At 42.4% G+C, this 23,840-nt stretch carries 24 protein-coding genes; all 24 read left to right on the top strand.

Going from position 1 to position 23,840, the window contains the following annotated elements; translation table 11 throughout:
* Positions 1 to 24 precede the first annotated feature (24 nt).
* The 24 genes from HMPREF3093_RS04130 (at position 25) to HMPREF3093_RS04015 (ending at position 23,762) form a co-directional block, all read left to right on the top strand.
* Positions 25 to 1,404, top strand: a complete 1,380-nt coding sequence (locus HMPREF3093_RS04130) for a PTS ascorbate transporter subunit IIC (RefSeq protein WP_070755741.1) — start codon at positions 25 to 27, stop codon at positions 1,402 to 1,404.
* Between the two features lie 4 nt (positions 1,405 to 1,408).
* Positions 1,409 to 2,125 (top strand): transaldolase, encoded by a 717-nt coding sequence (locus HMPREF3093_RS04125; protein ID WP_070755740.1) that lies wholly within the window; start codon positions 1,409 to 1,411, stop codon positions 2,123 to 2,125.
* A 371-nt stretch (positions 2,126 to 2,496) separates the two neighbouring features.
* Entirely contained in the window at positions 2,497 to 3,333 is an 837-nt protein-coding gene (locus HMPREF3093_RS04120) for an ABC transporter ATPase (RefSeq protein WP_070755739.1), read from the top strand.
* Positions 3,334 to 3,739: 406 nt separating this feature from the next.
* Positions 3,740 to 4,045, top strand: a complete 306-nt coding sequence (locus HMPREF3093_RS04115) for a helix-turn-helix domain-containing protein (protein ID WP_070755738.1) — start codon at positions 3,740 to 3,742, stop codon at positions 4,043 to 4,045.
* Between the two features lie 168 nt (positions 4,046 to 4,213).
* On the top strand, positions 4,214 to 5,419 hold the full coding sequence (locus HMPREF3093_RS04110; protein WP_070755737.1) for a hypothetical protein: 1,206 nt from the start codon (positions 4,214 to 4,216) through the stop codon (positions 5,417 to 5,419).
* 17 nt (positions 5,420 to 5,436) lie between these two features.
* Complete coding sequence (locus HMPREF3093_RS04105; protein WP_070755736.1) at positions 5,437 to 5,880, top strand: ORF6C domain-containing protein; 444 nt, start codon at positions 5,437 to 5,439, stop codon at positions 5,878 to 5,880.
* Positions 5,881 to 5,904: 24 nt separating this feature from the next.
* On the top strand, positions 5,905 to 6,438 hold the full coding sequence (locus tag HMPREF3093_RS04100; RefSeq protein WP_070755735.1) for a sigma-70 RNA polymerase sigma factor region 4 domain-containing protein: 534 nt from the start codon (positions 5,905 to 5,907) through the stop codon (positions 6,436 to 6,438).
* Positions 6,439 to 6,595: 157 nt separating this feature from the next.
* A complete protein-coding gene (locus tag HMPREF3093_RS04095) occupies positions 6,596 to 6,793 on the top strand; it encodes a DUF1659 domain-containing protein (protein ID WP_070755734.1) in 198 nt (65 codons plus the stop codon).
* 42 nt (positions 6,794 to 6,835) lie between these two features.
* Positions 6,836 to 7,075, top strand: coding sequence for a DUF2922 domain-containing protein (locus tag HMPREF3093_RS04090; RefSeq protein WP_070755733.1), 240 nt, complete (start codon positions 6,836 to 6,838; stop codon positions 7,073 to 7,075).
* 735 nt (positions 7,076 to 7,810) lie between these two features.
* The gene (locus HMPREF3093_RS04085; RefSeq protein WP_070755732.1) at positions 7,811 to 8,212 is read left to right on the top strand and encodes a hypothetical protein; all 402 of its coding nucleotides are present in this window, start codon (positions 7,811 to 7,813) and stop codon (positions 8,210 to 8,212) included.
* A gap of 48 nt (positions 8,213 to 8,260) precedes the next feature.
* Complete coding sequence (locus HMPREF3093_RS04080) at positions 8,261 to 8,494, top strand: phage holin (protein ID WP_070755731.1); 234 nt, start codon at positions 8,261 to 8,263, stop codon at positions 8,492 to 8,494.
* A 76-nt stretch (positions 8,495 to 8,570) separates the two neighbouring features.
* Positions 8,571 to 9,251: a CHAP domain-containing protein gene (locus HMPREF3093_RS09920; protein ID WP_070755730.1), complete on the top strand. Its 681-nt coding sequence runs from the start codon at positions 8,571 to 8,573 to the stop codon at positions 9,249 to 9,251.
* Between the two features lie 223 nt (positions 9,252 to 9,474).
* Positions 9,475 to 10,695 carry a DNA cytosine methyltransferase gene (locus HMPREF3093_RS04070; protein ID WP_070755729.1) on the top strand — a complete coding sequence of 407 codons (1,221 nt, stop codon included), beginning with the start codon at positions 9,475 to 9,477 and terminating at the stop codon, positions 10,693 to 10,695.
* A gap of 12 nt (positions 10,696 to 10,707) precedes the next feature.
* Positions 10,708 to 12,027 carry a phospholipase D-like domain-containing protein gene (locus tag HMPREF3093_RS04065; protein WP_257244501.1) on the top strand — a complete coding sequence of 440 codons (1,320 nt, stop codon included), beginning with the start codon at positions 10,708 to 10,710 and terminating at the stop codon, positions 12,025 to 12,027.
* 191 nt (positions 12,028 to 12,218) lie between these two features.
* On the top strand, positions 12,219 to 14,948 hold the full coding sequence (locus tag HMPREF3093_RS04060) for a Z1 domain-containing protein (RefSeq protein ID WP_070755728.1): 2,730 nt from the start codon (positions 12,219 to 12,221) through the stop codon (positions 14,946 to 14,948).
* Positions 14,935 to 16,911 (top strand): hypothetical protein, encoded by a 1,977-nt coding sequence (locus tag HMPREF3093_RS04055; protein ID WP_083316270.1) that lies wholly within the window; start codon positions 14,935 to 14,937, stop codon positions 16,909 to 16,911. The genes HMPREF3093_RS04060 and HMPREF3093_RS04055 overlap by 14 nt, the downstream gene beginning before the upstream one ends.
* An 11-nt stretch (positions 16,912 to 16,922) precedes the next feature.
* The gene (locus tag HMPREF3093_RS04050; protein ID WP_083316269.1) at positions 16,923 to 17,867 is read left to right on the top strand and encodes a hypothetical protein; all 945 of its coding nucleotides are present in this window, start codon (positions 16,923 to 16,925) and stop codon (positions 17,865 to 17,867) included.
* Positions 17,860 to 18,558 carry a DUF6339 family protein gene (locus tag HMPREF3093_RS04045; protein WP_070755726.1) on the top strand — a complete coding sequence of 233 codons (699 nt, stop codon included), beginning with the start codon at positions 17,860 to 17,862 and terminating at the stop codon, positions 18,556 to 18,558. The genes HMPREF3093_RS04050 and HMPREF3093_RS04045 overlap by 8 nt, the downstream gene beginning before the upstream one ends.
* Complete coding sequence (locus tag HMPREF3093_RS04040) at positions 18,559 to 19,542, top strand: phospholipase D family protein (RefSeq protein WP_070755725.1); 984 nt, start codon at positions 18,559 to 18,561, stop codon at positions 19,540 to 19,542.
* 41 nt (positions 19,543 to 19,583) lie between these two features.
* Positions 19,584 to 20,828, top strand: a complete 1,245-nt coding sequence (gene dcm / locus HMPREF3093_RS04035; RefSeq protein ID WP_070755724.1) for a DNA (cytosine-5-)-methyltransferase — start codon at positions 19,584 to 19,586, stop codon at positions 20,826 to 20,828.
* Positions 20,829 to 21,135: 307 nt separating this feature from the next.
* Positions 21,136 to 22,179, top strand: coding sequence for a hypothetical protein (locus tag HMPREF3093_RS04030; protein WP_070755723.1), 1,044 nt, complete (start codon positions 21,136 to 21,138; stop codon positions 22,177 to 22,179).
* A 214-nt stretch (positions 22,180 to 22,393) separates the two neighbouring features.
* Positions 22,394 to 22,798, top strand: coding sequence for a nuclear transport factor 2 family protein (locus HMPREF3093_RS04025; RefSeq protein ID WP_070755722.1), 405 nt, complete (start codon positions 22,394 to 22,396; stop codon positions 22,796 to 22,798).
* A gap of 99 nt (positions 22,799 to 22,897) precedes the next feature.
* On the top strand, positions 22,898 to 23,116 hold the full coding sequence (locus tag HMPREF3093_RS04020) for a transposon-encoded TnpW family protein (protein WP_070755721.1): 219 nt from the start codon (positions 22,898 to 22,900) through the stop codon (positions 23,114 to 23,116).
* 190 nt (positions 23,117 to 23,306) lie between these two features.
* The gene (locus HMPREF3093_RS04015) at positions 23,307 to 23,762 is read left to right on the top strand and encodes a hypothetical protein (protein ID WP_070755720.1); all 456 of its coding nucleotides are present in this window, start codon (positions 23,307 to 23,309) and stop codon (positions 23,760 to 23,762) included.
* The last annotated feature ends 78 nt before the right edge of the window (positions 23,763 to 23,840 follow it).

Below are 23,840 nucleotides of genomic sequence, written 5' to 3'. Positions count from 1 at the left end.
GCATTAAAAGAAGGAGGAAGTACAATGAATGGCATTTTGACATTTTTACAAAACATCTTAAGTGAACCGGCTTTCTTAATGGGCTTAAATGCTTTTATTGGCTTGGTAGCGTTAAAAACGCCTGGACATAAGGTCTTAACCGGTACCTTAGGGCCTGTCTTAGGTTATTTGATGTTAGCGGCAGGTGCGGGCGTTATTCAAGCTAACTTAGGACCTTTAGCAAGATTAATTGAAGAAGGTTTTGGCATTACTGGGGTGGTTCCTAATAACGAGGCTGTGACCAGTGTGGCGCAACAAATTTTAGGTGTAGAAACCATGTCTATCTTAATTGTAGGCCTGGTCTTAAACCTCTTATTTGCAAGATTCACGCGCTTTAAGTATATCTTTTTAACCGGTCATCATAGTTTCTTCATGGCTTGCTTGTTATCAGCAGTGTTAGGGGCCATCGGATTTAAAGGCGTAACGCTTGTCTTAGTTGGTGGCTTCTTCCTAGGTGCTTGGTCTGCAATTTCACCGGCTATCGGACAACGATACACCCTCAAGGTGACAGACGGTGATGAAATTGCCATGGGGCATTTTGGAAGCCTTGGCTACTATTTATCAGCTTGGATTGGCGAGAAAGTAGGTAAAGATAGCAGAAGTACTGAGGAATTAGAAATCTCTGAAAAATGGAGCTTCCTCAGAAACACCACGATTTCTACAGGGATTGTGATGGTTGCCTTCTATCTAGTCGGAGTAGTAGCTTGTTTAGTTCGTAACCCACAGGCAGTTCAAGAATTAGCTGGAGGTAAGAATCCATTTATCTTTGCAGTTATTAGTGGGCTAACCTTTGCAGTGGGTGTGTCCATTGTATACTCAGGTGTACGTATGATTCTGGCAGACTTAATTCCAGCCTTCCAAGGTATTGCGACCAAGATCATTCCGAATGCAGTTCCTGCTGTAGACTGCGCAGTATTCTTCCCATATGCCCCAACGGCCGTTATTATCGGCTTCGCCTTCAGCTTCCTCGGAGGACTCATCGGCATGTTTATTCTTGGCGCAATCGGCGGTGTCTTAATTATCCCAGGCATGGTGCCACACTTCTTCTGTGGGGCTACTGCAGGTATTTATGGTAATGCAACTGGTGGGCGCAAAGGTGCGGTTATTGGCTCATTTGTTAATGGTTTATTCCTTGCCTTCCTGCCTGCTACTCTATTACCAGTCTTAGGCCAACTAGGGTTTGCCAATACTACCTTTGGAGATTTTGACTTTGGCCTCTTTGGGATTTTATTAGGACGCGTAGGAGAGTCTGTCGGTTCAGTCGGTATCTATATAGTCGCTGCAGTATTAGCAATCGTGTTGATTCTGCCATCTATTCTAACTAAGTCTAAGGAAGCATTGAATAATGTAGCGGAGGAGGAATAGGCCAATGAGCAAAGCATTATCAATTAAAGTATTTTCGGATGGCGCTGTCTTGGAAACAATGCTGCATGATTTAAATTCAGGCTTAGTGACAGGTTTTACAACCAATCCGAGTTTAATGAAAAAAGCAGGAATTACTAGCTACATTGGTTTTGCTAAAGACGTCTTAAAAGAGATTAGGGATTATCCTGTATCATTCGAAGTGTTTGCAGATGATTTAGAAGGAATGGAGCAAGAAGCGCGTAGAATTGCAGCCTTAGGCGATAATGTCTACGTTAAAATCCCGGTCACCAACTCTAAGGGTGAGTCTACCGCTCCATTAATTGATAGATTGACTGCAGAAGAAATCAAAGTCAATGTGACTGCTATTTTCACGGTTGAACAAGTACGAGAAGTAGTGGATGCACTCAAGAGCGGAACACCAGCAGTGGTGTCCGTTTTTGCAGGACGCATTGCGGATACAGGCGTTGATCCAATGCCAATCATGCAAGAGGCACTTGCTATTTGTCGCCAAAAAGAAGGCGTTGAGCTACTATGGGCTAGTCCGCGCGAGACCTTCAATATCTATCAAGCGGATTCCTTAGGAGTGGACATCATTACCTGTACTTCAGACTTGATTAAGAAGTTAGAATTAAAAGATAAGGATTTAACGGAGTATTCTCTTGAGACAGTCCAAATGTTCTTAAGGGATAGTTCTAGTTTAGGATTTACAATTTTAGAGTAAGTAGGGATATTCAACATTATCAATTACTAGTACAATCATACAATGTGGACTGAATAGAGCAATCTTCTGGGATAGGAGGATTGCTCTGTTTTTGTTTATTTTCAATTGGTATTTCTATAGTAGAAAATGCCGTACAATTATATATTTCATTTAGTGGCAGTGTTGTCCAAAAAAATAGGAACATTATTGGTTTGCTGAATCTAATTTAGTATTGGGACATGACTGTAGCATATTATCCTGAAACAAAAGTACGTAATTTTCTTACTTATATCCGCAAGGATATGTAATTATTTAGCAAGATAGTGTAAGGAATCTAAAGGTAGAAGGTGATACACTTATGTCTAAAGAATTATAGAGATAGGGGAAATTACATGTCTACTACTGATAATAACAAAATGGCTGAAATTGCGTTACAGACGATTGCATCGGCTTGCCAATTACCAATAGTAAAAGTTAGTCGCGATAATTTTTTGAGAGAAGAATTCAAAAATAGTAAGCATCTGGATGTTATATTAAAGGACGGTCCACAGGCAGTCTATACAATTAAAGCACTTCGACGAAGAGCTACAAGATTGGTGGATTCATGCACGAAAAAAACGGCGTTAGCATCATTTATAGCGGGTTTACCGGCAAATCCAGTAATTGCAGTGCCGACTACCACGATAGATGTTGTGCAAAATATGGCGTTTGCCCTGAATCTGGCTCAAAAGATTGCTTATTTATTCGGAGAAGATGATTTGTTTCGAGAAGACTATGAGATATTACCTGAAGAAATCCAACATCGTATTGTTGGCTATTTAGGGATTATGATGGGTGCTAGTGGGGTAGGCTCTTTAGTTATGAATACTTCTATAAAAGCAGGGGTACATATGGGAAAAAAAGTGATGAGACGGGAACTTACCAAAACCGTTTGGTACCCTTTAGTGAAGAAAACCGCTAGTTATATTGGCATTAAAATAACAAAGAAATCGGTAGGCTCATTTGTCGCTAAATCTGTTCCCGTAGTAGGTGGAGTAATCTCCGGAGTAATGACGTATGCTTCATTCAAGCCTATGGGAAATAAGTTGGCAGATAGTTTCGTAAAAATGTATGAAGGGGAGTTTACTGACGGATATGATGAGCTAAAGCCAGATTTTATAGAAATACTTGATCAAGATGAGGTTATTGAAGGGGAATTTGAAGAATGTAATTCTGATGTGATATTGTAAAGAGGGTGTAGGATATTCCAATCTTAGTATTTTCAACTTATATGAGATATATAAAGTAATTTACCGGACTATTATCTTTCATACTAGTTATCCTATACATACTTATTGCCATTACAATCCCCTTCATTATACACCGTAATGTGCACAACCTCATTAGCCTCTTCAATTGACAATGGTCCATTCCTAAGCCATTCCTTAGACTATAATATTGCTCAAAATAATTTTTGTTGCAAATTATGAAATCATTTAGTGAAGGGCTTTCTTTCTAGAATTTCCAGGCGTATAATATAACTATAGTAAGTTAAGGCGGATTCTCTCTCTCGTTTGGCTCCATGGTTAAGCAGTTAGGTAGAAGTCGTCTTTTTGCTATATCAAGACAAATTCTATAAGAAAGGAGGGTTACTTTATGAGAGAGATGCAGCAAATTCAGATTAGCTACCAATATGATCATGAGCGTCTCTATGAGGCGCTTAAGCGGAGAGGCATGACCGAGCGTGCACTTGCAGAGAAAATCTATTGCTCGCCCGCTACGGTTTCTCGGATCTTCAATGGTTGTGGCCGTCTAAGCGTTGAGACCATCATTATGGTCTGTCTAGCTTTGGAACTGACGGTTGAGGAGCAGCTTGAGATTTTCTATTTCTCTTGTATGGGTATCCTGCGTCATTTAGGGGTGAGTATGGGCGATACCCAAGACATTAAATTCGACATATGACATCAGGAGGCGCAGTTTAATACAATCACTATATTGCCACAATATAAATATTCAATTTCTGGTTAACCAAAAATCGCTAAAAAATCGTGACCTATCAAGAACATTACATTAAATATTAGATAATGTTATTGCATAGGGGTTTATAACTATTTGGAAGGAAGAAAAACCATGAAATTCGATGATTTAAAAAACTTGGATTTATCCAAGGTGAGGGAGCAGATTTTAGCTTATTCGGCTCAGCTAAGTCGCTCCTACTGGGAAGTGGGCCGGCGTTTACACTATGCTAAGTTATTTTTGTTACCAGAGGGAAGTTTTCTCCCTTGGCTTGAGACGCTTTATATAGATTATGACGAGGCTAATCGCATGATGTACATAGCCAAGAATTTGCCTAAGATGGAGTGCTACGAACATCTAGGCTTATCACTACTCTATCTAATTGCGACCATCCCCGAAGAGCATCGCCAGAAGGTCTATAGCTTGCCTTCAGGGCAACGTAAGTACCTGCATCAAATGTCTCAATTGGAACTTCGGACCGTTAAGCGTCTATTGAAGGCGGGTCAGCTGGAGTCTTGTTTCCCAGGAGACAGTCAGTTACAAGTTGACTGTCAACAGTTGGAGAAGGAGCCTCAGGATGCCGTTGCGCCTGAAGCGAGTCAGGCTAGATCATCACAATCTACAGCTACCTGTCAGGTTGCTACACAAAAAAATTCTGATGCTAGCGAGACTTCCACACCACAGCTTCCAACTAGCCCTCAAGCTAACGGGCTCCAGTCTAACACCCAATCGCACAATGCTACACACCAAGCGAGCCAGTCTCAGACTAACTTACTTACCCCAAGTCAAGATCTCAAGCCCAACCCCCTAGCTCCCAAGCTAGCCGAGGCGCAGGCCACTAACCAACGTCTAAGGGAATCCCTTAAGCAGGCTAATGCTAAGTATCAGGAAGATCTCCAATCTATCGAGGAGCGCTACCGTTATCTCAAGCGATTCCGGGAGGGCTTATCGCATTTTGCCAATCGGTCCACGACCTTCATTCCGGATTTGGAGGGTCTTAATCGCATTATCGCCTTCAGTCATGAGATTGACCACTTGCTGGTTAAGCTAGCGCCTATGCGTTATATCGATGATTTTAAGGCCATTCAGAATCAGGTCATGGTCGACCATTACCTTAAGCAGATTGACCGAGTGGACGACTGGGTTCAATCCATGCGTGCCAGCATCCATCAAGCTCAAGCGGTGGGCCGGCGGGATGTGACAACTGAGGGTGCTAAGACACAAGCCAGTCAAGCGCAGGCTAAGCAGGCGAGCCCTGACACTAGCGCATTTAAACCCAACTTCACTAACCCAATCCAAGAAAATCAAGCAGTTGCATAATATAAGGAGGAACTACCATGGAAACAGCAACCCCAAGTACATTGAACAGTCAAATGACTAGCCTAGAAGCCCAAGTCCAAGCTCAACACCAGTTGCTGGGGCAGATTAACAGCCATCTCCAAGTTATAACGACTCTTTTAGATCGGCAACCCCTGTCACCTGAGGCGACTTATGCCCTAACGCGTTTGCGCCGTCATGAGATTCACCAACGCCTAGGGGACAAGGATGCTTTACTAATAGCTCGGCGTCCAGAACTGGTGCGTCTGGTCTATCGGACAGCGCGCCTGGCCTTCCTCAGTCATTTCAGCTTATCAAGCTATGGCCATCTGCCACAGGAGCGTTATGAAGCTGCTGTGAGTTTTTGGAAGGAATGGAAACTTCCGGCTGACTTGCGGGCTCAGCTAGACCGAGCCTATAAGGACTTGGCGCAAGACCGGCCTCAACTCCGTGCAGTTGCCTAGACTAGGGATAAGGAGGGAACAGCTATGACTTCCGACCATTATCCCTTGGACCAGGAGCAACTCCTGGCCCGCTACCGTCTCTTGTTACATCATGTCTTGCACCAATACCATCTCTTGGCCAAGGATCAAGACTATGAAGATTATTTCAATGAACTTTACCTACACCTTGTCCGCCTAGCCCGCGACTTCGATGGGGACGCGCTCAGCGAGTCTGACCGCTTCCGCTTCGTGGGCTATGCTCAGCGGGGCCTAAGTTGGCATCTAGGTCAACTCTTGGCTAAGCGATCACGTCAGGCACAAGGCCTGATTGGCAACCAGAAGGTCCTGCATTTTGCCGAACAGGCTGGTGACAGTCGCCCACCTCTGGACGACCTAGTCAACTCGCTACTGCTGTCGCAAGTCTTGTCGCCGGCAGACTATCATTTCCTCTGTGTGGCCCAGAACGAGCAACTCTCGCTTGGGGCCAAATGCCAAGAGCTAGGCATATGTAAGAATACCTACTATGCCCGCCTCAAGCGCCTACGCCAGACCCTGCAAGCTAGTGACTGGTCGGCTTAGGTGCCTTGCTCAGCTCTTTCTCTCCAGCTCCCGCAGAGGGGGCTTTTTTTTAGTTTGCAGAAAAATAAATTTTGGGGCTGACTTGGGCATGAGGCGGGGGCTTAATTCTTTTTAAGTATGTAACGTTACAAGAAACTAGTTCAAGGAGTGATTCATTATGGCACGATCATATGTTAAGGGTATCCTCAAGTTCAAGTCCCTCGACGAGAACAAGAAGGCGGAGAATGTTTCCATGCCCAATCTGGTAGAGAACGCCAGCGCCGAGGACATCAAGTCAGTGCGCGACGCTATCGGCACCCTGGTTGAGCATCCTATCACCGAGACCCAGGTGACCGAGGTCTTCAGCGTCAACTAGTCGGTTTGTTGAGTAGAGTAGTGAATTAAGGAGGAACCCATCATGGCTAACAAAACCATTAAGACTTTTGAGATGAATTTTGCGACCGCAGACGGCAAGTCTAAGAAGATTAGCCTGCGCCACGCCAAGGCGGATATTACTAAGGACCAGGCCAAAGCCACCATGGCCACCATCGTAGGCAAGGACATCTTCACCAAGGACGCCGTCGACCAGTTCGCCAAGGAGAAGACCGCCAACTACGTCACCCGCACCGTAGAGGAAGTTTATAAGGCTGAGGCCTAGGCGTGAGTTGAGTCCCCGCCACGTCGCGTTGGGGCTCCAACGTGCCATGGCTGCGTCAGACTTCTCTCTTTTAGCCTGGGAAAGGGCGAAAAAGCGCCCATCACGTCGTGTTGGGCAGGCGCCACGTCGCATTGGGCTTCCAACGCGACATGGCTACTGCTGGACACCCTCTTTTAGCCTGGGAAAGGGCGAAAAAGCGCCCGCCACGTCGTGTTGGTGGAGCGCCACGTCGCATTGGGTCTCCAACGCGACATGGCTGTGGCAGAACTCCCTCTTTTAGCCTGGAAAAGGGCGAAAAATCCTCCGCCACGTCGTGTTGGAGGTGAGCCACGTCGCATTGGGGCTCCAACGCGAAGTGGCTCGGCAGGAAACTCCATTTTAGCTCGAAAAAGGGCGAAAAGAGGCCCGTCACGTCGTGTTGGGAGTGAGCCACGTCGTATTGGGTCTCCAACGCGACATGGCTGCGGCAGGAAACCCTCTTTTAGCCCGGAAAAGGGCAAAAAAGCGCCCGCCACGTCGCATTGAGCCTCCAACGCGACATGGCTCAGCCAAAGATACCTAGCACCTTGCGAGCCAGTCCATAGATAGGGGGAACGGTGGACTGGCTCGGTCGCTAGGTGGCCTAATCCGGCTATTTTGCCAGAATTTCGGTCAGCTAGTCCATAGATCGCTAGAACAATGGACTGGCGCCAGCCAAGCAGCCACCCCATCATCATTTAGAAAGGAGCCTACATCATGACATGGCTACAGCTTACGACGCTGGCGTCCGGCCTAGTCGCGGGCGCGACCCTCCTGGGCAAGTTGGTGCGCCTGATTGCGGCGATCCAGACGCTGATTCTTCGAATCGAGCGTATGCAGACGGACTTGGCTAGCACGCAAAGTAATCTGCAAGGCGCGCAAGCCAGCCTGGCGACGACTCAGGATAACTTGCATATCACGCAAAATGACTTAGCCACCACCCAAGCCAACTTGCATGCTACCCAAACAGACCTTGCCACTACCCAAGCCCAGCTCCAAGTCACCCAAGCCGACCTAGGCGCGACCCGGACTCAGGTCACAACGGTGGCTCAGGACCTGTCACGCGTCCGCCAACGCCTGGGGCGGCTGGAGGACAAGCGGGCCCACAGTCTGGCCTGACGCATCCAGGCACTTCTATCTCTAAGCAAAGAAAGTGAGGCACTTATTATGCATCTTCCCACTAGTCGCAAGGCTTATACCACGATTCAATGGATGGCGCTCATCCTGATACCGGCGCTAGCGGTCTTAGTTCAAGGCCTAGCTGAGCTCTATGCCTGGCCCGAACCCTGGGCTCGCCGCCTAGTTGGCACTCTCAACCTAGTTGGCGTCTTCCTAGGGGCTCTGATTCAAGGCTGGCATTATGGCCGGCGCAAGTCCAAGACCAAGGCAAAGTCTGCTTAGGCTCACCGCTCACGCCCCAAGCCACCCATCTCACACTCCAACCCCATCTCAACTCATCCAAAGGAGGAACTCAACCATGAAGCCACAAATCCAAGCACTTCTCTCCAAGGCCCAAGCCTACCTAGGTGTCCAAGGCGGCAGCCCCGCTCATCATGCTCTCATTGATGCCTATAACGCTGTCCAGCCCCTGCCGGTCGGCTATCCCGTGACCTACGAGGATGACTGGTGCGATGTCTTCGTTACTGTCATGGGGGACGAGGCCGGCATCGCGTATCTGATTGGGCGCGAATGTGGTGTGCCTCGTCATCTGACCTGGTGCCAGGAGCAGAGCATTTGGCTAGGGCATGTCTGGCCTCAAGCTGGCGACTTAATCTTCTTCGATTTTGGGGGTGGGCCTGCATCTCACATCGGCATCGTGGAAAGTGTGGACGGCGACAGCGAAACTGTCAACACTATTGAAGGTAACTGGCTCAATCAGGTTGTTCGACGTCACTATGCTAGTGACGACTGGCGCATCCTAGGCTATGCCCGGCCTCGCTATGATGCGAGGGCTGGGAGTGCAGCCCCTAGCAGTGAAGCTGAGGGAGCTAATCATCCGAATGGTTGTTCAGATACAAGTAGTAACCTAGAGGATCTGACCTTATCCGTTATCCGAGGTGACTGGGGAAATGGACAGGAACGAGTGGAGCGCTTGACTGAGGCGGGTTATGATGCGCAAGTTGTTCAGGAATTGGTGAATGAGAAGTTGGCAAGTTAGAGAGCAAAAAAAAGCGCCGTGATGGCGCTTTTTCTTCTCGCCCGAGCTTATTTTATGCTATGAATTCTTAGCCTGATAGTAGCTCGTAATTCTATACAAAGGGTGTTAATTATGCTAAAATAGAACAGAAGTTTGCCTAGCAAATAATATCTCGTAGGCTATGACCAACAAGTAGGTCGTAGCCTTTTTCGAAATCAAATGATCTCAGACAGGAAGTAAGTTTATGCCTAAGAAACAAACAAAGAAAACAGCAAAATATAATATCGCAGCCTTCTTCAGTGGTGTCGGTGGCATTGAGCTTGGCTTCGAGCAAACTGGAAAATTCCATACAGTGTATGCGAATGAGTTTGACGCCAATGCACGTACTACCTATGCTTTGAATTATCCTGATACATTTCTGGACCCGCGTGACATTCACGAAGTGAGCCCAGACGAGATAGGCGAGCAAGTGGATCTTGTTGTGGGCGGGTTTCCGTGTCAGGCCTTTAGTATTGCAGGATACCGTAAAGGTTTTGAAGATGAGCGGGGCGACTTATTTTTTGAACTACTACGCATGGTGATCGCAAGACGTCCAAAGGCTGTCTTTGTTGAGAACGTTAAGAACATGGTGATCCATGACCACGGTAATACCTTCAAGGTAATTCGTGAGGCACTTACAATCAATGGTTACTATATTAAGTGGAAAGTTCTTAATGGTAAGGATCACGGTAATATCCCTCAGAACCGAGAACGTATCTATATTGTAGGATTCCGAGACAAACAGGCCTTCGATACGTTTCAATTTCCAAAATCAGTAGATCTAACTACTAAGTTAGATGATGTTATTGACTTCCACATAGCTGAAAATGCTAAGTACTATTACACATCTGATAAGCAACGCTTCTACCGTGAGCTAGCTGACACTATCACAAGCCAGGAAACAGTCTATCAATGGCGTCGCCAATATGTAAGAGAGAATAAGTCTGGTGTTGTTCCGACCTTGACTGCTAATATGGGGATGGGCGGGCACAATGTACCGCTGATTTTATCAGATACCGGGATTCGAAAGTTAACACCAAGAGAGACTTTTAATGTTCAGGGCTTCCCTAAAGATTTTAAATTACCTGAAATAACAGACAGTCATCTCTATAAACAAGCAGGAAACAGTGTAGTGGTTCCTGTTATAAAGCGGATTGCGGAAAACATTGCCCTAGCCCTAGACATAGCCGGGGATAGCCAAAGGAATCAAGATATGATGGACGGACCTTATGCAGTCACCTATACGGTTTTACATGGTAAATTCGAAGGTGAGAGCTATGTCGTTGATCTAGCAAGTACCTATCAAGAGGCTGAAGAAAAGGCACATCAGTTACGCGAAAATATACCACTCCTATCAGATGAGGAGTACTTAGCACTAATCAAGAAACGAGCAAGTCTAGAATTTTATAGTATTGTACAAGAATAATGTGTGGTGATTATGATGTCTGTGTGGGAAAAATATTCGAAGGAAGAACGCGAACAGTATATTAAGTTTTTGAAAGTTTATGGTGCCTTATCCAACCTTTTTCGCCAGAAACATGGGGATGAAATTCCCTATCTAGATTCAAAGTTTCAAGAGACTATCTATGCCCGAGTATTTAAAAGCGAGAATGTTGATATTGGAAATACCCCGCATGATATTCTATCGGTCTTTGGCCAAGAACGAATAGGGATAGGCCTTAAAACGTGGATGAAGTCTTCGCCATCTTTCCAAAAAGTAATGCAACTGAAGAGTTATAAGGCAGAAATTGATCAAGTGTTATATGGAAAAGATCTTGAGGCCATTGCATATAAGATATCAGCCATTAAGAATCGACGTATGCAACAAGATTATATGCGCTTGGGCCTTAAAGAAGACAGCAATATCTATCACTATATAACACGAGACGCCGGGAGATTCCGGATCCAAGAGTGCTCATACCCTTTAGTGGATTTAAATAACTTACAGGACTTCAGTCGTACTAGTACCTCTTTTCAGTGGTCAGATGGATTGAAAAAATATAAGTACACTTATGGGGATTCGCAGATCTTCCAATACTTTGATTCAGATACTCCTGATTCTTTAGTAGTGAATCAATTTGATGTTAATATTATAGATGATCCGTTCGAATTCTTGCTAAATGCTTACTTGAGTCTTGTGGAAGAAACGCAAAGTGTGTACCAAACATCTGAAGAAGAATACGTGGAGGCGTACTTGCCTCTCTATTCCTATCGGGACAAGGAGGTTCCCGAGAAATCTGGTTTGAATATGTGGAATGCGTCGTCAAAAAACAAGGGCTCTGATCGTTTGAGACCGCTAAATGAAGTTTATATTCCTATTCCTAAAGAATTTCATAGAAAGTGTCCTGACTTCTTTGTTAAAGATATTTTTAGCTTTGAAGCTGATCAAGCAAGATACTCAAAGGACGACAAACCGATCTTGAGATTTCATATCGTGCTACCAAATGGTAAAGTAATTCCTGGGCTAATAACTCAGCAAGGAATGAAGGCCTTCCAATCAGGTAGCCGGACAGAGCGCGACGAAAATGGAGTTTTATATGGGCAAAGTGCTTTAGGACAATGGCTATTAGTTGATGTATTAGGCCTAAGTGAGCGAAAACTAGTTACAAAAGAATGGCTAATGAAGCGAGGGACTGATTCTGTACGCTTGTGGCGTAAGAAGGATGATTACTCTACTATCTACATTGATTTTGCACCTGTAGGAGCTTTCGAAAGGTTTATGAAGGATATCCCACAGGATGTTGACGGAGTAGAGTGAAGATAGAATATGGTAGAAGTGGACATGGATGTGACTAACATCCATGTCCATTTTTTATTGGATTTGTTCAAACATTCTAATCGAAATTTTATTTTAGAACATACAAAATAATAAGGCAAATCTATGTGAATAATGATATAATATTAGCGGTTATGTGATTTTAATTACGAAACAAGATTGGGGGAGCACATATGGAAAATTATGATGATTTTAGCTATTCATTTGTTATTGAATGGATAAAGGCAAAGATGAGCGAACAAATAGAAATGCACCATTTAATAGATGGAAGTTTTTTCACTAATGAGGGGATGAATAAGGCATTTGGTTTAAAGATGCTTAATAATATAGATGAAAAAATTTTTGATGATCTAGTTAAAAGGATCTACTCCTCAGAAAATGTTCAAGAAGCCCAGTGCTTTACGAATAATAAGCGTATGGATGTAGAAATATCTCAGAATGAGGCTTCCTCATGGCAAAAATATTCTAAAGGATTGTTGAAACAAGGATGGTCGTATGAGACGGTTAAACAACTAGAGGAATCAGCGGTATCTATATTACAGAATATGACATTAGACTCACAGGAAGATGGGCCGACTAAGGGGTTAGTAGTTGGTAACGTTCAGTCTGGGAAAACAGCTAATATGGCTGGTGTAATGGCAATGGCTGCAGATCAGGGCTTTAATATATTTATTGTTCTAAGTGGTACTATTGAATCTTTAAGACAACAGACATCATCTCGCCTTTTTCACGATTTACATGTACCTGGGGGGGCTTTGGTGTGGAATCATATAGATAAGCCTTCTCCTCGTTCCTCCAACCCGGCATATGACATGAGTCGTTTTTCCTTAGAAGATGGTTCTCGCGAGCGCTATATGATGGTGTGTTTGAAAAATAAAGCGCGTTTAGACTCTCTGAAAAGATGGTTATATGCTGATCAGAAGAAGATGAAGCAAATGAAGATCTTGATTATAGATGATGAGGCTGATCAAGCAAGTATTAATACCAATGACGTTGCATCAGATGAGTCACCAACTGTGATTAACCGGATCATAAAGAGCTTAGTACATCAAGATGGTATTAAGTCAATGAATTATGTTGCTTATACAGCTACTCCTTATGCAAATATTCTTAACGAAGTAGGGGAGCACTCTTTATATCCCAAAGACTATATCATTGTTTTACCAAAATCGCCTGAATATATCGGGCCTAGTGAGATTTTTGGGACATCAGAGCCTGAACAAAACCCTAGTGTTGATATTGTACGGCAAATCTCATCTGAAGATAGAAATGATGTAATCCGTCTATGCTCTGGTGAAGAGGTCCCGTTTCCAAAGTCACTAAAGGAAGCGGTCAATTGGTTCATAATTAGCGTAGCAGCTTTGCGTAGTCTAAACTACCGTAAGCCAATTAGCATGTTGGTGCACACTAGCTTTAAAGTTGATGATCATAAGATTATAGCAGAAGCTATCGAAGCATATATGAAGAGTTTAAAAAATAACAGTGGTAGCGTAATTAAAGAGCTGAAAATCCAATACGAAAATGAGACACTAGACTTTAACAAAGAGATGTTTTTAGATGGGTTTCCTGATTATCCACACCCTGAAAACATCCCAGTCTATCCTCGTTGGGAGAATATAAAAGGATGGGTTCAACGTATTTTACGGTATGATGACCAAGAGTATATTAGCCATATTAAGATTGATGATAATGGGGCTTTATCCTACCATAAGGGATTTCATTTGGCGATAGATAATAGTCGAGGCAATGCCAACAGACATAGTGATGAACATATTCGTTTAGTGTATCCTGATAAAGCAATGTCTCAAGCGCCAGCTTTTATTGTGGTAGGAGGCAATACACTAGCGCGTGGGCTTACGATCCAAGGTTTAGTATCTACTTATTTCTTACGACAAAGTCGAACTGCTGATACCCTGATGCAGATGGCTCGTTGGTTCGGTTACCGTAAAGGGTATGAGATATTCCCTAGAATATGGCTTGATACCGATACCCATATAAAATATCAGTTTCTATCTCAAATGAATGAGGAATTGCGTGAGGAGATAGAGGTCTTAGCGAAAAATCGCCTAAAGCCGACTGACTATGGTGTGAGATTGAAGCAGTCGCCTAATTTAAGCCTAATTCGTTTAACAGCATCCAATCGCATGCAGCAAGCCATAAGTACAGAATTCAATTTTAATGGGTTCCGTCCACAAGTAGTTTACTATGATAATAATGTAGAGAAACTTAAAGCAAACTTCAGACTAACCGAAGAGTTCTTAAATTCATTAAGCGTTCCAGAAGTAACAGGAAAATACATGGTTTGGCGAGATGTTAGTTTTGTTGATGTTGCTAAGTACTTAAGTAAGTATTATGTGGTGCGAGAAAATAACACGTTTGATATGCTGTCATCATTGGTGGAATGGTGTGAAAAGAATCAACACAAATTAGAAAATTGGTCGGTTGTATTCTCCTCTAAAGGTCAAGTTGAGCCAGCAGATAGTAATAGTGATTGGAATATATACGGCTATGATCCGCATAGTGTGATCCGTACCAAGCACAAAGCTAGAAGCACGGACAAGATCTATTCTATCGGGACGCTAAGAAGTCCTAATGATTTGTTGGCAGATATACCGAATTGTGAATCTATAGAAAATAAGAAAAGTGAGACAGTTGCAATACGAGCAATTCGTAGAAAGCATCATTTTGATAATGTACCTCAGTTGCTCATTTATCGAATTGCAAAAGATGGCGTAACTCCGAATATGGGAGATAATCGGGAATCTCTTGGGTTAGACCATGATGCGATCGGTATTAGTATTTGGATTCCGGGATCTAGTGAAAATACTTCTACAGTAGAGTATGTGAGTCCGAATGTAAGTAATTTTAGTGATGAAGAGGAGAAAAACGATGTTAAGGATTAAATTGGCGCCTGAAGATCCTCAAAGTATGGCGCAAGACGGGTCTTCCATTCTTCGGTCTTTACAGAATAGAAGCTTACCTATGGTTGATTTACTAGTTCGTGAGTCTATACAGAATAGTTTAGATGCTTCGATTGACAGAAGTGCTAATGGATTCACCTATGTGGATTATCATGTTGGACAGTTTGAATCTCAAGAACTAAGTAGATGGTTTGAAGAAGTTGGTCCAGAACTTACTAGACGATTTCCTAGAACTCAACATTTTTTATCCATTGAAGATAGTGGAACTACAGGCTTGACTGGGAGCTTCACTTCTGAAGTACCTGAAGTATTAAATGAGTCTAACTTCCATAAGTTAGTCTTTGGTATAGGAAAGAATCAGGACGTTGAAGGTGCGGGTGGTAGTTGGGGTCTAGGTAAGACTAGCTATTTTCGTGTTGGAGTAGGACTAGTTATTTACTACACACGCATTAAGCGAAAAAGTGGCTATCAAGAACGTCTTATTGCTTCATTGATAGAAGATAATAAGCAACCATATCGCTTATTGACGAAGAGTAATAGAGGGATCGCCTGGTGGGGTGTAGAAAGCGAAAATGGTAATCGAATATATCCTATCGTAGATCCCGAAACTATACAGGAATTTCTCTCGATTTTCAACCTGCGTCGTTATAGTGGGGATGAAACAGGTACTAGTATTATAATTCCTTATCTCAAGAAAGAGTTTATTAATCATGAGACTAGCAATGATCCAATAAAAGAAAAGTGTGGTTGGTTAAACGAACTTTCAAGTGAGATAGAAGTTGCTGTTCAAAGATGGTACTATCCGCGTATAAATAACAAAACCTACAGTACTCACTTTAAGAGAGCTCAATTATTATGTAGGGTAAATGATCGCCCTATTCTAAAAAGCACCATGCTTCCTGTTTTCCGTGTGATGCAAGATATCTATAATTCTGCATTATTAGGAAACAGTGTCTCTGATAAGATAGTAGTCAAACCGATTGCTATTCATCGTAAAGACTTAGCTAATACTACTGAAGAGATTGGATATGTAGCATTTATAGAAGCGAGTCGTGAAGAACTGAAGATGGGACCACCAGATTATTATCAATCACCATTGGCATATTTTGGAAATTACTCCAAGGATAAAATTGAATCGCATAACTCTAGGGTACTTGCCTTTTCTCGAATGCCAGGTATGGTTGTACGATATGCGATAGACGAATCGTGGGTTCCAACAGGCCCTATTCAAAGTGAAAAACATATGCTTTTAGGTATGTTTGTTCCAAGGTCGGCTGTAAAATTGTCCCCTCTATATTATGAGCATGATAGTTTAGAGGAGTATTTAAGAGCTTCAGAGAATGCAGACCACGCGGATTGGGTTGATGGTGATAAGTTCACTTTAGTGAAGCGAATCATACGTAACTCTCGTAAGGCGATTCAAGAATATTTTGAGACGGAAACATCTAAAAACGGCTTTTCTGCAACTAGCCGATTGGCTAAAAAGTATGGTACCTTACTTATGCCACCAACAGGCTTTGGCAAGGGGTCTAGTGCTAGCAAAGAGCGGTCTCCACGACTATCTGGTGATAGAAGAAGTGGGCCAAAACATAAGGCTACAGTAAGCGTTCTTGGAAGCAAGTTAGTAGGGGAAGACCAAGTTGAAATTGAAGTAGAAGTTGCGGTCCCAATCAACAAGGAATGTCGCTTGAAGATTGCGGTGGTTAGTCAGGCAGGCAATCTTGACTATGCGTCTTGGCAAAAAGAAATTACTGATGTGCCATTTCCATTTAAATTCATTAAGGTTCGGTTCCAGGATGGTCGAAATGTCGCCTATAATTTTGCTATGAATCAGACGGCTGTGCACTTCCTTGCTGCGAATAAACCGCAGACATATCATATGGTATTAGCAATGCGTAAGACATCTAATAAATTTATGCCAAACATTATTATAGAGAGTAAGTAGGGGGATCTTTAATGGCTAACATAATCAACCTATATAAGAAGATAGGGACTAAGGATTATAAGAAGATTGGTTTAGACGTGAAGGGTCCTTACCTAAGTTATGACTATGAAGGAAAAGAAATTGCTATCGACACCACCAATTATGGTGAAATTGTAATTAGTGATATAGACTCTTCATGGGCTCCGGACTCCAATAACTTGAAAGTAAAGCTAGAGGTGAAGATTGATAAACCTAGCGGCTTATTTGGTCCATTCGGGATTACCAATTTTATGAATACTATTGGCTTTGGCGTTCATGTGTTTTCAAATGAGGCTAAATTTCAATATTCAGAAAATGTAGGCTCTATCAAGTTGGATTCTGATCAGAAGAAATGGACTTTGATTAAAGAGTTCCCACAAGGCTCACTAAGAGGAAAGATACATTTCCATCTGTTTATGTACTTGGAAAAAGCGGTGAAAAAGTCACCTGATCAAGCTGAATTAGCAGGTATGATTCTCACAGAAAACAATCTGGCTGAGTTTGTTATTTCGGTTGATGGTGAGGGATCTAGTTTCCCAATTGGCGAGTACGAAGAGATAGGGGGCCCGCTTTGGAAATTAGAGACATCTTTTACAGAACCGGATACCGATATCTTCAACTACGACAATGTTCGAGTACTATTTAATACCAAGCATCCAGTATTCTTAAAAGTCAAAGAGGAGAAGCAAAAAGTCAGTCAATGTTTAATGCAGGAAGTGATGGTGGAGGCTATGGCTATGATCATCAATAAGGTATTATTTTCAGGAGATATCGACTATGAGCATCTCGACGAAGCTGCTCCAGGATCGGTTCTTGCAGCTGTACAATATTGGCTCGATACATTTTCAGTTGATCGCTCTGATGTCATTTCAGTCTTAAATAGTCTACGGGCGTCAATTTCGCAAATGAACTTGACTGGAGGAAACAAAGATGATTAATTGGGAACAATTAAACTACGATGTATCAAGTGCAGCAATAGATTATGAACGCTTGCTCATCAATAAAGATGGAAGTCTATCTATCTCACCTGGGCCAGAATTTGTTTCATTAAGGGAGCGGTTGCTTGCAAAAAGAGACGAGATGTATGAGCGAGAAGGTTTTGATCAGTTTTATCGTATTCCAACTTACCTATACGATTTAAATTTTGGCCTTGCTTTGTATGAGGTATTAAATCCAAGAACGGGTTTTAATAACCGTGTAGCCACCAATGATGATGTATGGCGGTATTTATCAGTAAGAGTAGTTCCCGATATTGTTCGTGTACGTTGGCAAGGCAATGCTAATGAGGATCGTATTTTCCGGATGAATAGACGAATCTGGCTTAAGCAAATATGGTGGTATATCCATTTGTCTTGGGCTGGAAGTGTAGAGGCAACAAGGGAAAGGCTAGCTTCTAATACAACAGATACCATTATGAACCTAGTGGAACGGCCAGGGCTAGGTTATTATGTTGAATTATACAGAGAGATCATGAAGCAATATGCCTTGATAGAGGACTCTAGTCGGAACGGCTTTCGTTCAATCCTGAAGTTAAATACAGCATTACTTCCTGTCACTTATCCAGAATTAGCTGAAGGTGGCATCGAAGGATATGTTCAGTATCTTTTTGATTCAATTAAGGGGTCCTAGATGTTAATTAGTGACGAGATTTACGAAAATATCATTGAAGGACACATAGAAAAAGCAGAAACTATACGAGTAATCACTGGCTATAGTTCCGCGAAATTCATTGATCGTGTAGCTAATATCCTTGGTGAGCGCAACTTAGAAGTTTATATAGGTATGGCAACTCGCGGGATTCCCAAAGAAGATCATTTAGGCTATGTAGCTTTAATGTCCACTTACCCTAATATAAAAATTTTTTACCAAGTGAAGGAACCTTGTACACATATTAAGTTAATCGAATTTATAGCTAGTCATTCTGAGGGTAGCCATGTATTTATTGGTTCGGCTAATTTTTCCGAGGCCGGCTACCTTGCTCAGAGAGAGCTGATGATAAAGTCTGTTGAAAATGTAAATGAGCTATTTTTGGAGCAAGCAAGCCTGTCAATGCTTGCGAATGATATAGGAGTTCTAGCTAATGTCCCTATTGTAGGGAGAGAAGTAGATTCCATCGTTGAGTCGAATTCCGAAGAACTCCCACTAGATATAGTTTTGGATAAAGAAGATAGTATAGCTAATGATGGGGATGGTCCAAAAGTTATAATTACTAGACACGTGGGCTACAATCCGCGGAATAGAATAGATAGGTATTATAATGAATTTGAGGTCCCGTTGTATCTATTGAGTGACTTAGATAGTACACATATGAGCGGGGAAATTATCTTTCCACCTAGGTTTAACCAGCTTTATAAATTTCCAGAAGAAAAATCATTCAGACTATATTTTGGTGATATCAACAATCCTGATGTAACAGAAGCAAGGTTAGCGGGACAATTCGGTAAAAAACTATGTATTCCCGAGAGGGCTTTGCTAGAATTGTTAGGATATTTAGATCGGAGATTGGCCAATTTAGATAAGGTTACTGTTGGAAATCTGCGCAACATAGATAAGAGATATTTAAAAATTGAGAGATTTAACGAGACCGAGTATTATATCTTTAAACTCTTTTAGAAGTATGATAGAATATCTCATGTTTGGAAGGAGTGAAGGACATGCTCAGAATGATTGAGACATTTAGTGGGATTGGGAGCCAAACACAAGCCCTAAAAAATATTGGCCTCGATCACAAGGTAGTAGCAATCTCTGAGTGGGACGTTAATGCTATGTATGCCTACGATATTCTACACAACGGCAAGCAAGATTTGTCCGCGTTCCGACACTATACGAAGCAAGATCTAATTGACGAACTCAAAGAATACACATTATCCATGGATGGTAAGAACCCGATGAGTGAACGAGCGATTTCCTCCTTATCAATCCTGCATCTTAAGGCTATTTTGTGCTCAATTCGCAACAACAACAACTTAGTTGATATTACTAAGATTCATGCGCAAGACTTGCCTGAAGCTGATATATTAACTTATTCATTTCCCTGTCAAGATTTATCAATAAGCGGCTATTGGCATAATAGAGATTCCGGAGGGATTGACCGTGATGCCAATAATAAATCTACTTTGTTATGGCAAGTAGAGCGTATTCTTAAAGAATATGTAGCATGTGAACGAGATTTACCGCCATTTTTATTAATGGAGAATGTAAGTAATATATTGTCACCACGCCACATCGACAACTTCTTAGAATGGCAAGCTTTCCTAAGTTCCTTGGGTTATATCAATCAAGTCTACACTTTAGATGCAAGAAATTTTGGAGTGCCACAATCTCGAATTAGAACCTACATGATTAGTGTTCTTGCAACGGATGCTGAAAAGCGAAGAGAGGTAGAAGACTACTTTGTAGTCAATTCACTAGAACATATTATTTGCCCAGAGACGCAAAGAAAGTCTTTGGCGGATTACCTAAAGGTAGATTATAGTAACGACGTTTATCGTGCGGAAGCGATAGAGAGCACGCCAGAATTAACACCTTCACGAGAAAAGATCTTTGCTGAGAACCTCATTTTAGCAGAAGGTAATCAAGTCTTTGAGAATTTAAGTGCCCGTACAGTCACAACTAAGCAAGATAGGAATCCTAATTCAGGGGTTATCGCGTATGGTTCAGCGGTTCTGACGGAAAAGAATCCTAAATATCGTAACCTGACCCCAAGAGAGTGTTTCTTATTAATGGGTTTTTCTGAGGAGCAATTTGATCGCCTGACTCAAGAGAATATTACTGTTGGGAGAGATAGGACCATTCTAACCGTTACCAAGCTAGTTAAGATGGCTGGAAATAGTATTGTGGTTCAAGTCTTAGAAGCGATCTTCCGGCAAATACGAGACTTACATGAGAACTATCTCTAGTATTAACTAATTTCAACTAGTTCAGAAAAGAAGCCCAGCGCAATTCAATTGCACTGGGCTTCTCTATTTAATGGGGAGGCAGCATCTATTTCTGAGCCCGTCCATAGATAGCCAGATCAATGGACTAGCTCAGGCAGAAAAAGCATCCAGCCCTAGCCAACCCCACCCTCCACTAATACTCCTAAAATAATCCGTTTACCTTCTGTACTAAGATTTGCTATAATTAGGTTAATGCTTTTCCATTACGGGGCTAGGGAAGCTAGAGATAGAGGGGCCATCCCAGCCACTTGAATAAAGGAGTGTTCCAATGACAAGACAACTTTCTGACAAAGATAGAAAGAATCGCGAGGATTTCTGGCAAGCTATAAGAGGCTTTAAATTCACTCACCATGTCTCGCTTATCTTTCGTCTGATTATGCTAACCATTTACTTTTTCCTTTGGCGCATGGCTGCTTCGTCCTTTTATTATAGAACGACAGATGGCGTCTGGCATTGGGTACTATTACCGGCTTTAATCGGCTTGGGAATTTCTCTAATCGGGCGCTTCCGCTTCCAGTCGAGCGCATTTGTGGCTTTATTAATCTGGGATTTACTTAATGTCGTCTTAATATTCAACGCGGTATTTAAGACCAGTGATCGATTTAGCTATGATGGTAGTGGGGGGATTTGGGCGTTGCTTATCTATAGCCCTATGCTGGTAGCGGGATTAACGATAGGAGCATGTATTGCTATTGTGTTGATGTTACTACTACGTCAATCTCTTTGGAAAGTTCACCACTATGCGCTAGAAGTCTGGGAGTCAGAACAGTTAGTTACACAAACTAGTCCAAGTAAGTCTCTCTATCATCTGATCAAAGATTTAAAGGATAGCCATAACTTAGAAGAGAAGAAACGCGACAAACGCTTAGTTTACCGATCCTTCTATCTTCTGACAAAATTCCTATTGTTTATTGGAGTAATAGTCTTAAGTATTATGCAAGACAACACAAAAATTAAGGAGTTTAAGCTACTTCCCCTAGTGATTATCGCCATAGTCTTCATCGTACAGCTTGTCTTACTGTCGGAAAAATATGGGCATAAGTCACTCAAAATAATTGAGGGTCTTATCGTATCGGATGCTTGTTATGTGTTTTATCTCTTTGTTCATTTTGCTTTTAGTTGGATGAACTATGTTTATGTAAAATTAAAGTATGACAAGAGCCGATTATTCTATGCTCAGGTCTCGATTCCAGCCATCTTACTGGGCCTAGGTCTGCTGTCGCTTACTTTCTCTTGGCTGTGGTGGCGCTCCTATCGCAAGTCCCAGCAGGATATTGCCGCGACTGAGGAAGACAAGGCGATAGAAAGTTAGACGGCAAACAGGAAGGTGCTCAGATGATGCGTTCATAGGGGCGCCTAGAGTTATAGAGGTGACAGGAACTGTCGCTGGCTGCCCCAGACCCTTCCTCATTTCAAACAAAGGAGTAATATCATGACCAATCAACTTTCTTCCATTCAAGAGCAAGGGTGCATATGATTTATCTAAAAATGGTTTTATAAGTCCGAGCATTAGGAGCGTGATAAATATGAAAAACCGAGAGAAGATCATTAGCTTATGGTTTGATATGTGGCTCAAACAACAAGATTTAGGAATAGACGATATATTTGCGGAAGATGTTGTTTATACTGAAAGTTGGTGTCCTAAATATGAAAATCGAGCAACTGTAAAGCATTGGTTTAATGAGTGGAATACAAGAGGAAAAGTGCTTGCGTGGGATATAAAGCAGTTTTTCCATAGTGAACATCAAACAGTTGTTGAATGGTACTTCAAAAGTAAGATGAATGATGGAAGAATAGAAGGATTTGATGGTATATCGTTGGTTGAGTGGACAAAGGAGAATAAAATCAAGAAACTAAAAGAATTTGGCTGCAACATCAATCATTATAATCCATATGAAAATAGTGAGAAACCTCAATTTAGAGATGATTGAGCTTCTTGGTTTTAGAACTAATTTCAAAATATTGGTAAGAGCGATTAGAAAATAAAAAATCTAATCGCTTTTTTTATTTCAACGAGGAAAGGAGAATTTATGGAAGAACTGAAAAACACAGATAAAAAAGGCATTAGCACAAAGAGAAAGATTGGAAAGACCACCTATGAGGTTGTTGTCCATTTCGATGAAAATGCAACTGAAACAATGCAAGATAAACTTACAAGAATAATGCTGAGGGAGCTTAGGAGAAAATCGAATGAAAAAAAGATGATTTTGATTAAAAAGTCCTTGACAAGTGGCAATAGGTGTAACTAGCTCAAGCGACTTCATCGTAGACGGTGACGGCATCGCGGCGGATGCCAGAGCAACTTCTCGCTTAATAAAGCACCTCTCCATTTACCTCTTGTGCTAAGATTTGCTATAATCAGATTAGTAATTACTTAAGCGGTGTTAGCGGTAAGGATTTTAGAGTACACCCTAGCCACCTTAACAAAGGAGTAATATCATGACCGACCAATTTTCTTCCATTCAAGAGCAAGGGCGCAAGCAACGTGCGCGCTATAAGTCCTTCTACCTACTCACAAGAATCCTACTGCTTGCTGGACTCGTTTTGCTGAGATTCCTACAGATGCAGGCTTCGATTAAGCCTACCAGCCTCAATTCAATCCTAGTCTTCGTAGTATATTTCGCCATTCAAGTCGTCCTATTATCAGAGCGCTTTGCTCACAAGTCGCAAGGGCTAATCATTGCCGTGCTCATTCTGGAAGTCCTCTATGTCATTCATCTATTGGCGCATGTGATTTTTGACTGGCTAAATTCCGCCCTAGTCAGGAGCGCCAACTTCCAAGCTGACCTATTAGTGTCACAAATCGTCCTACCGACCTTATTTTGCTTGATAGGCTTATTCTCCCTAGTCCTGGTTTGGCGTTGGTGGCGCTCCTTCCGCAAGTCCCAAGTCTAGCTCCTCAGATTTATCCAGGAAACTGGGTAAAAGCCTCGATTACGTGCGAGCCAGTGGTCCACTCTCCAGAGTAGACCA

Source organism: Abiotrophia sp. HMSC24B09 (genome assembly GCF_001815865.1).
GTDB lineage: Bacteria > Bacillota > Bacilli > Lactobacillales > Aerococcaceae > Abiotrophia.
This window is presented reverse-complemented; position numbering and strand designations above follow the sequence as displayed.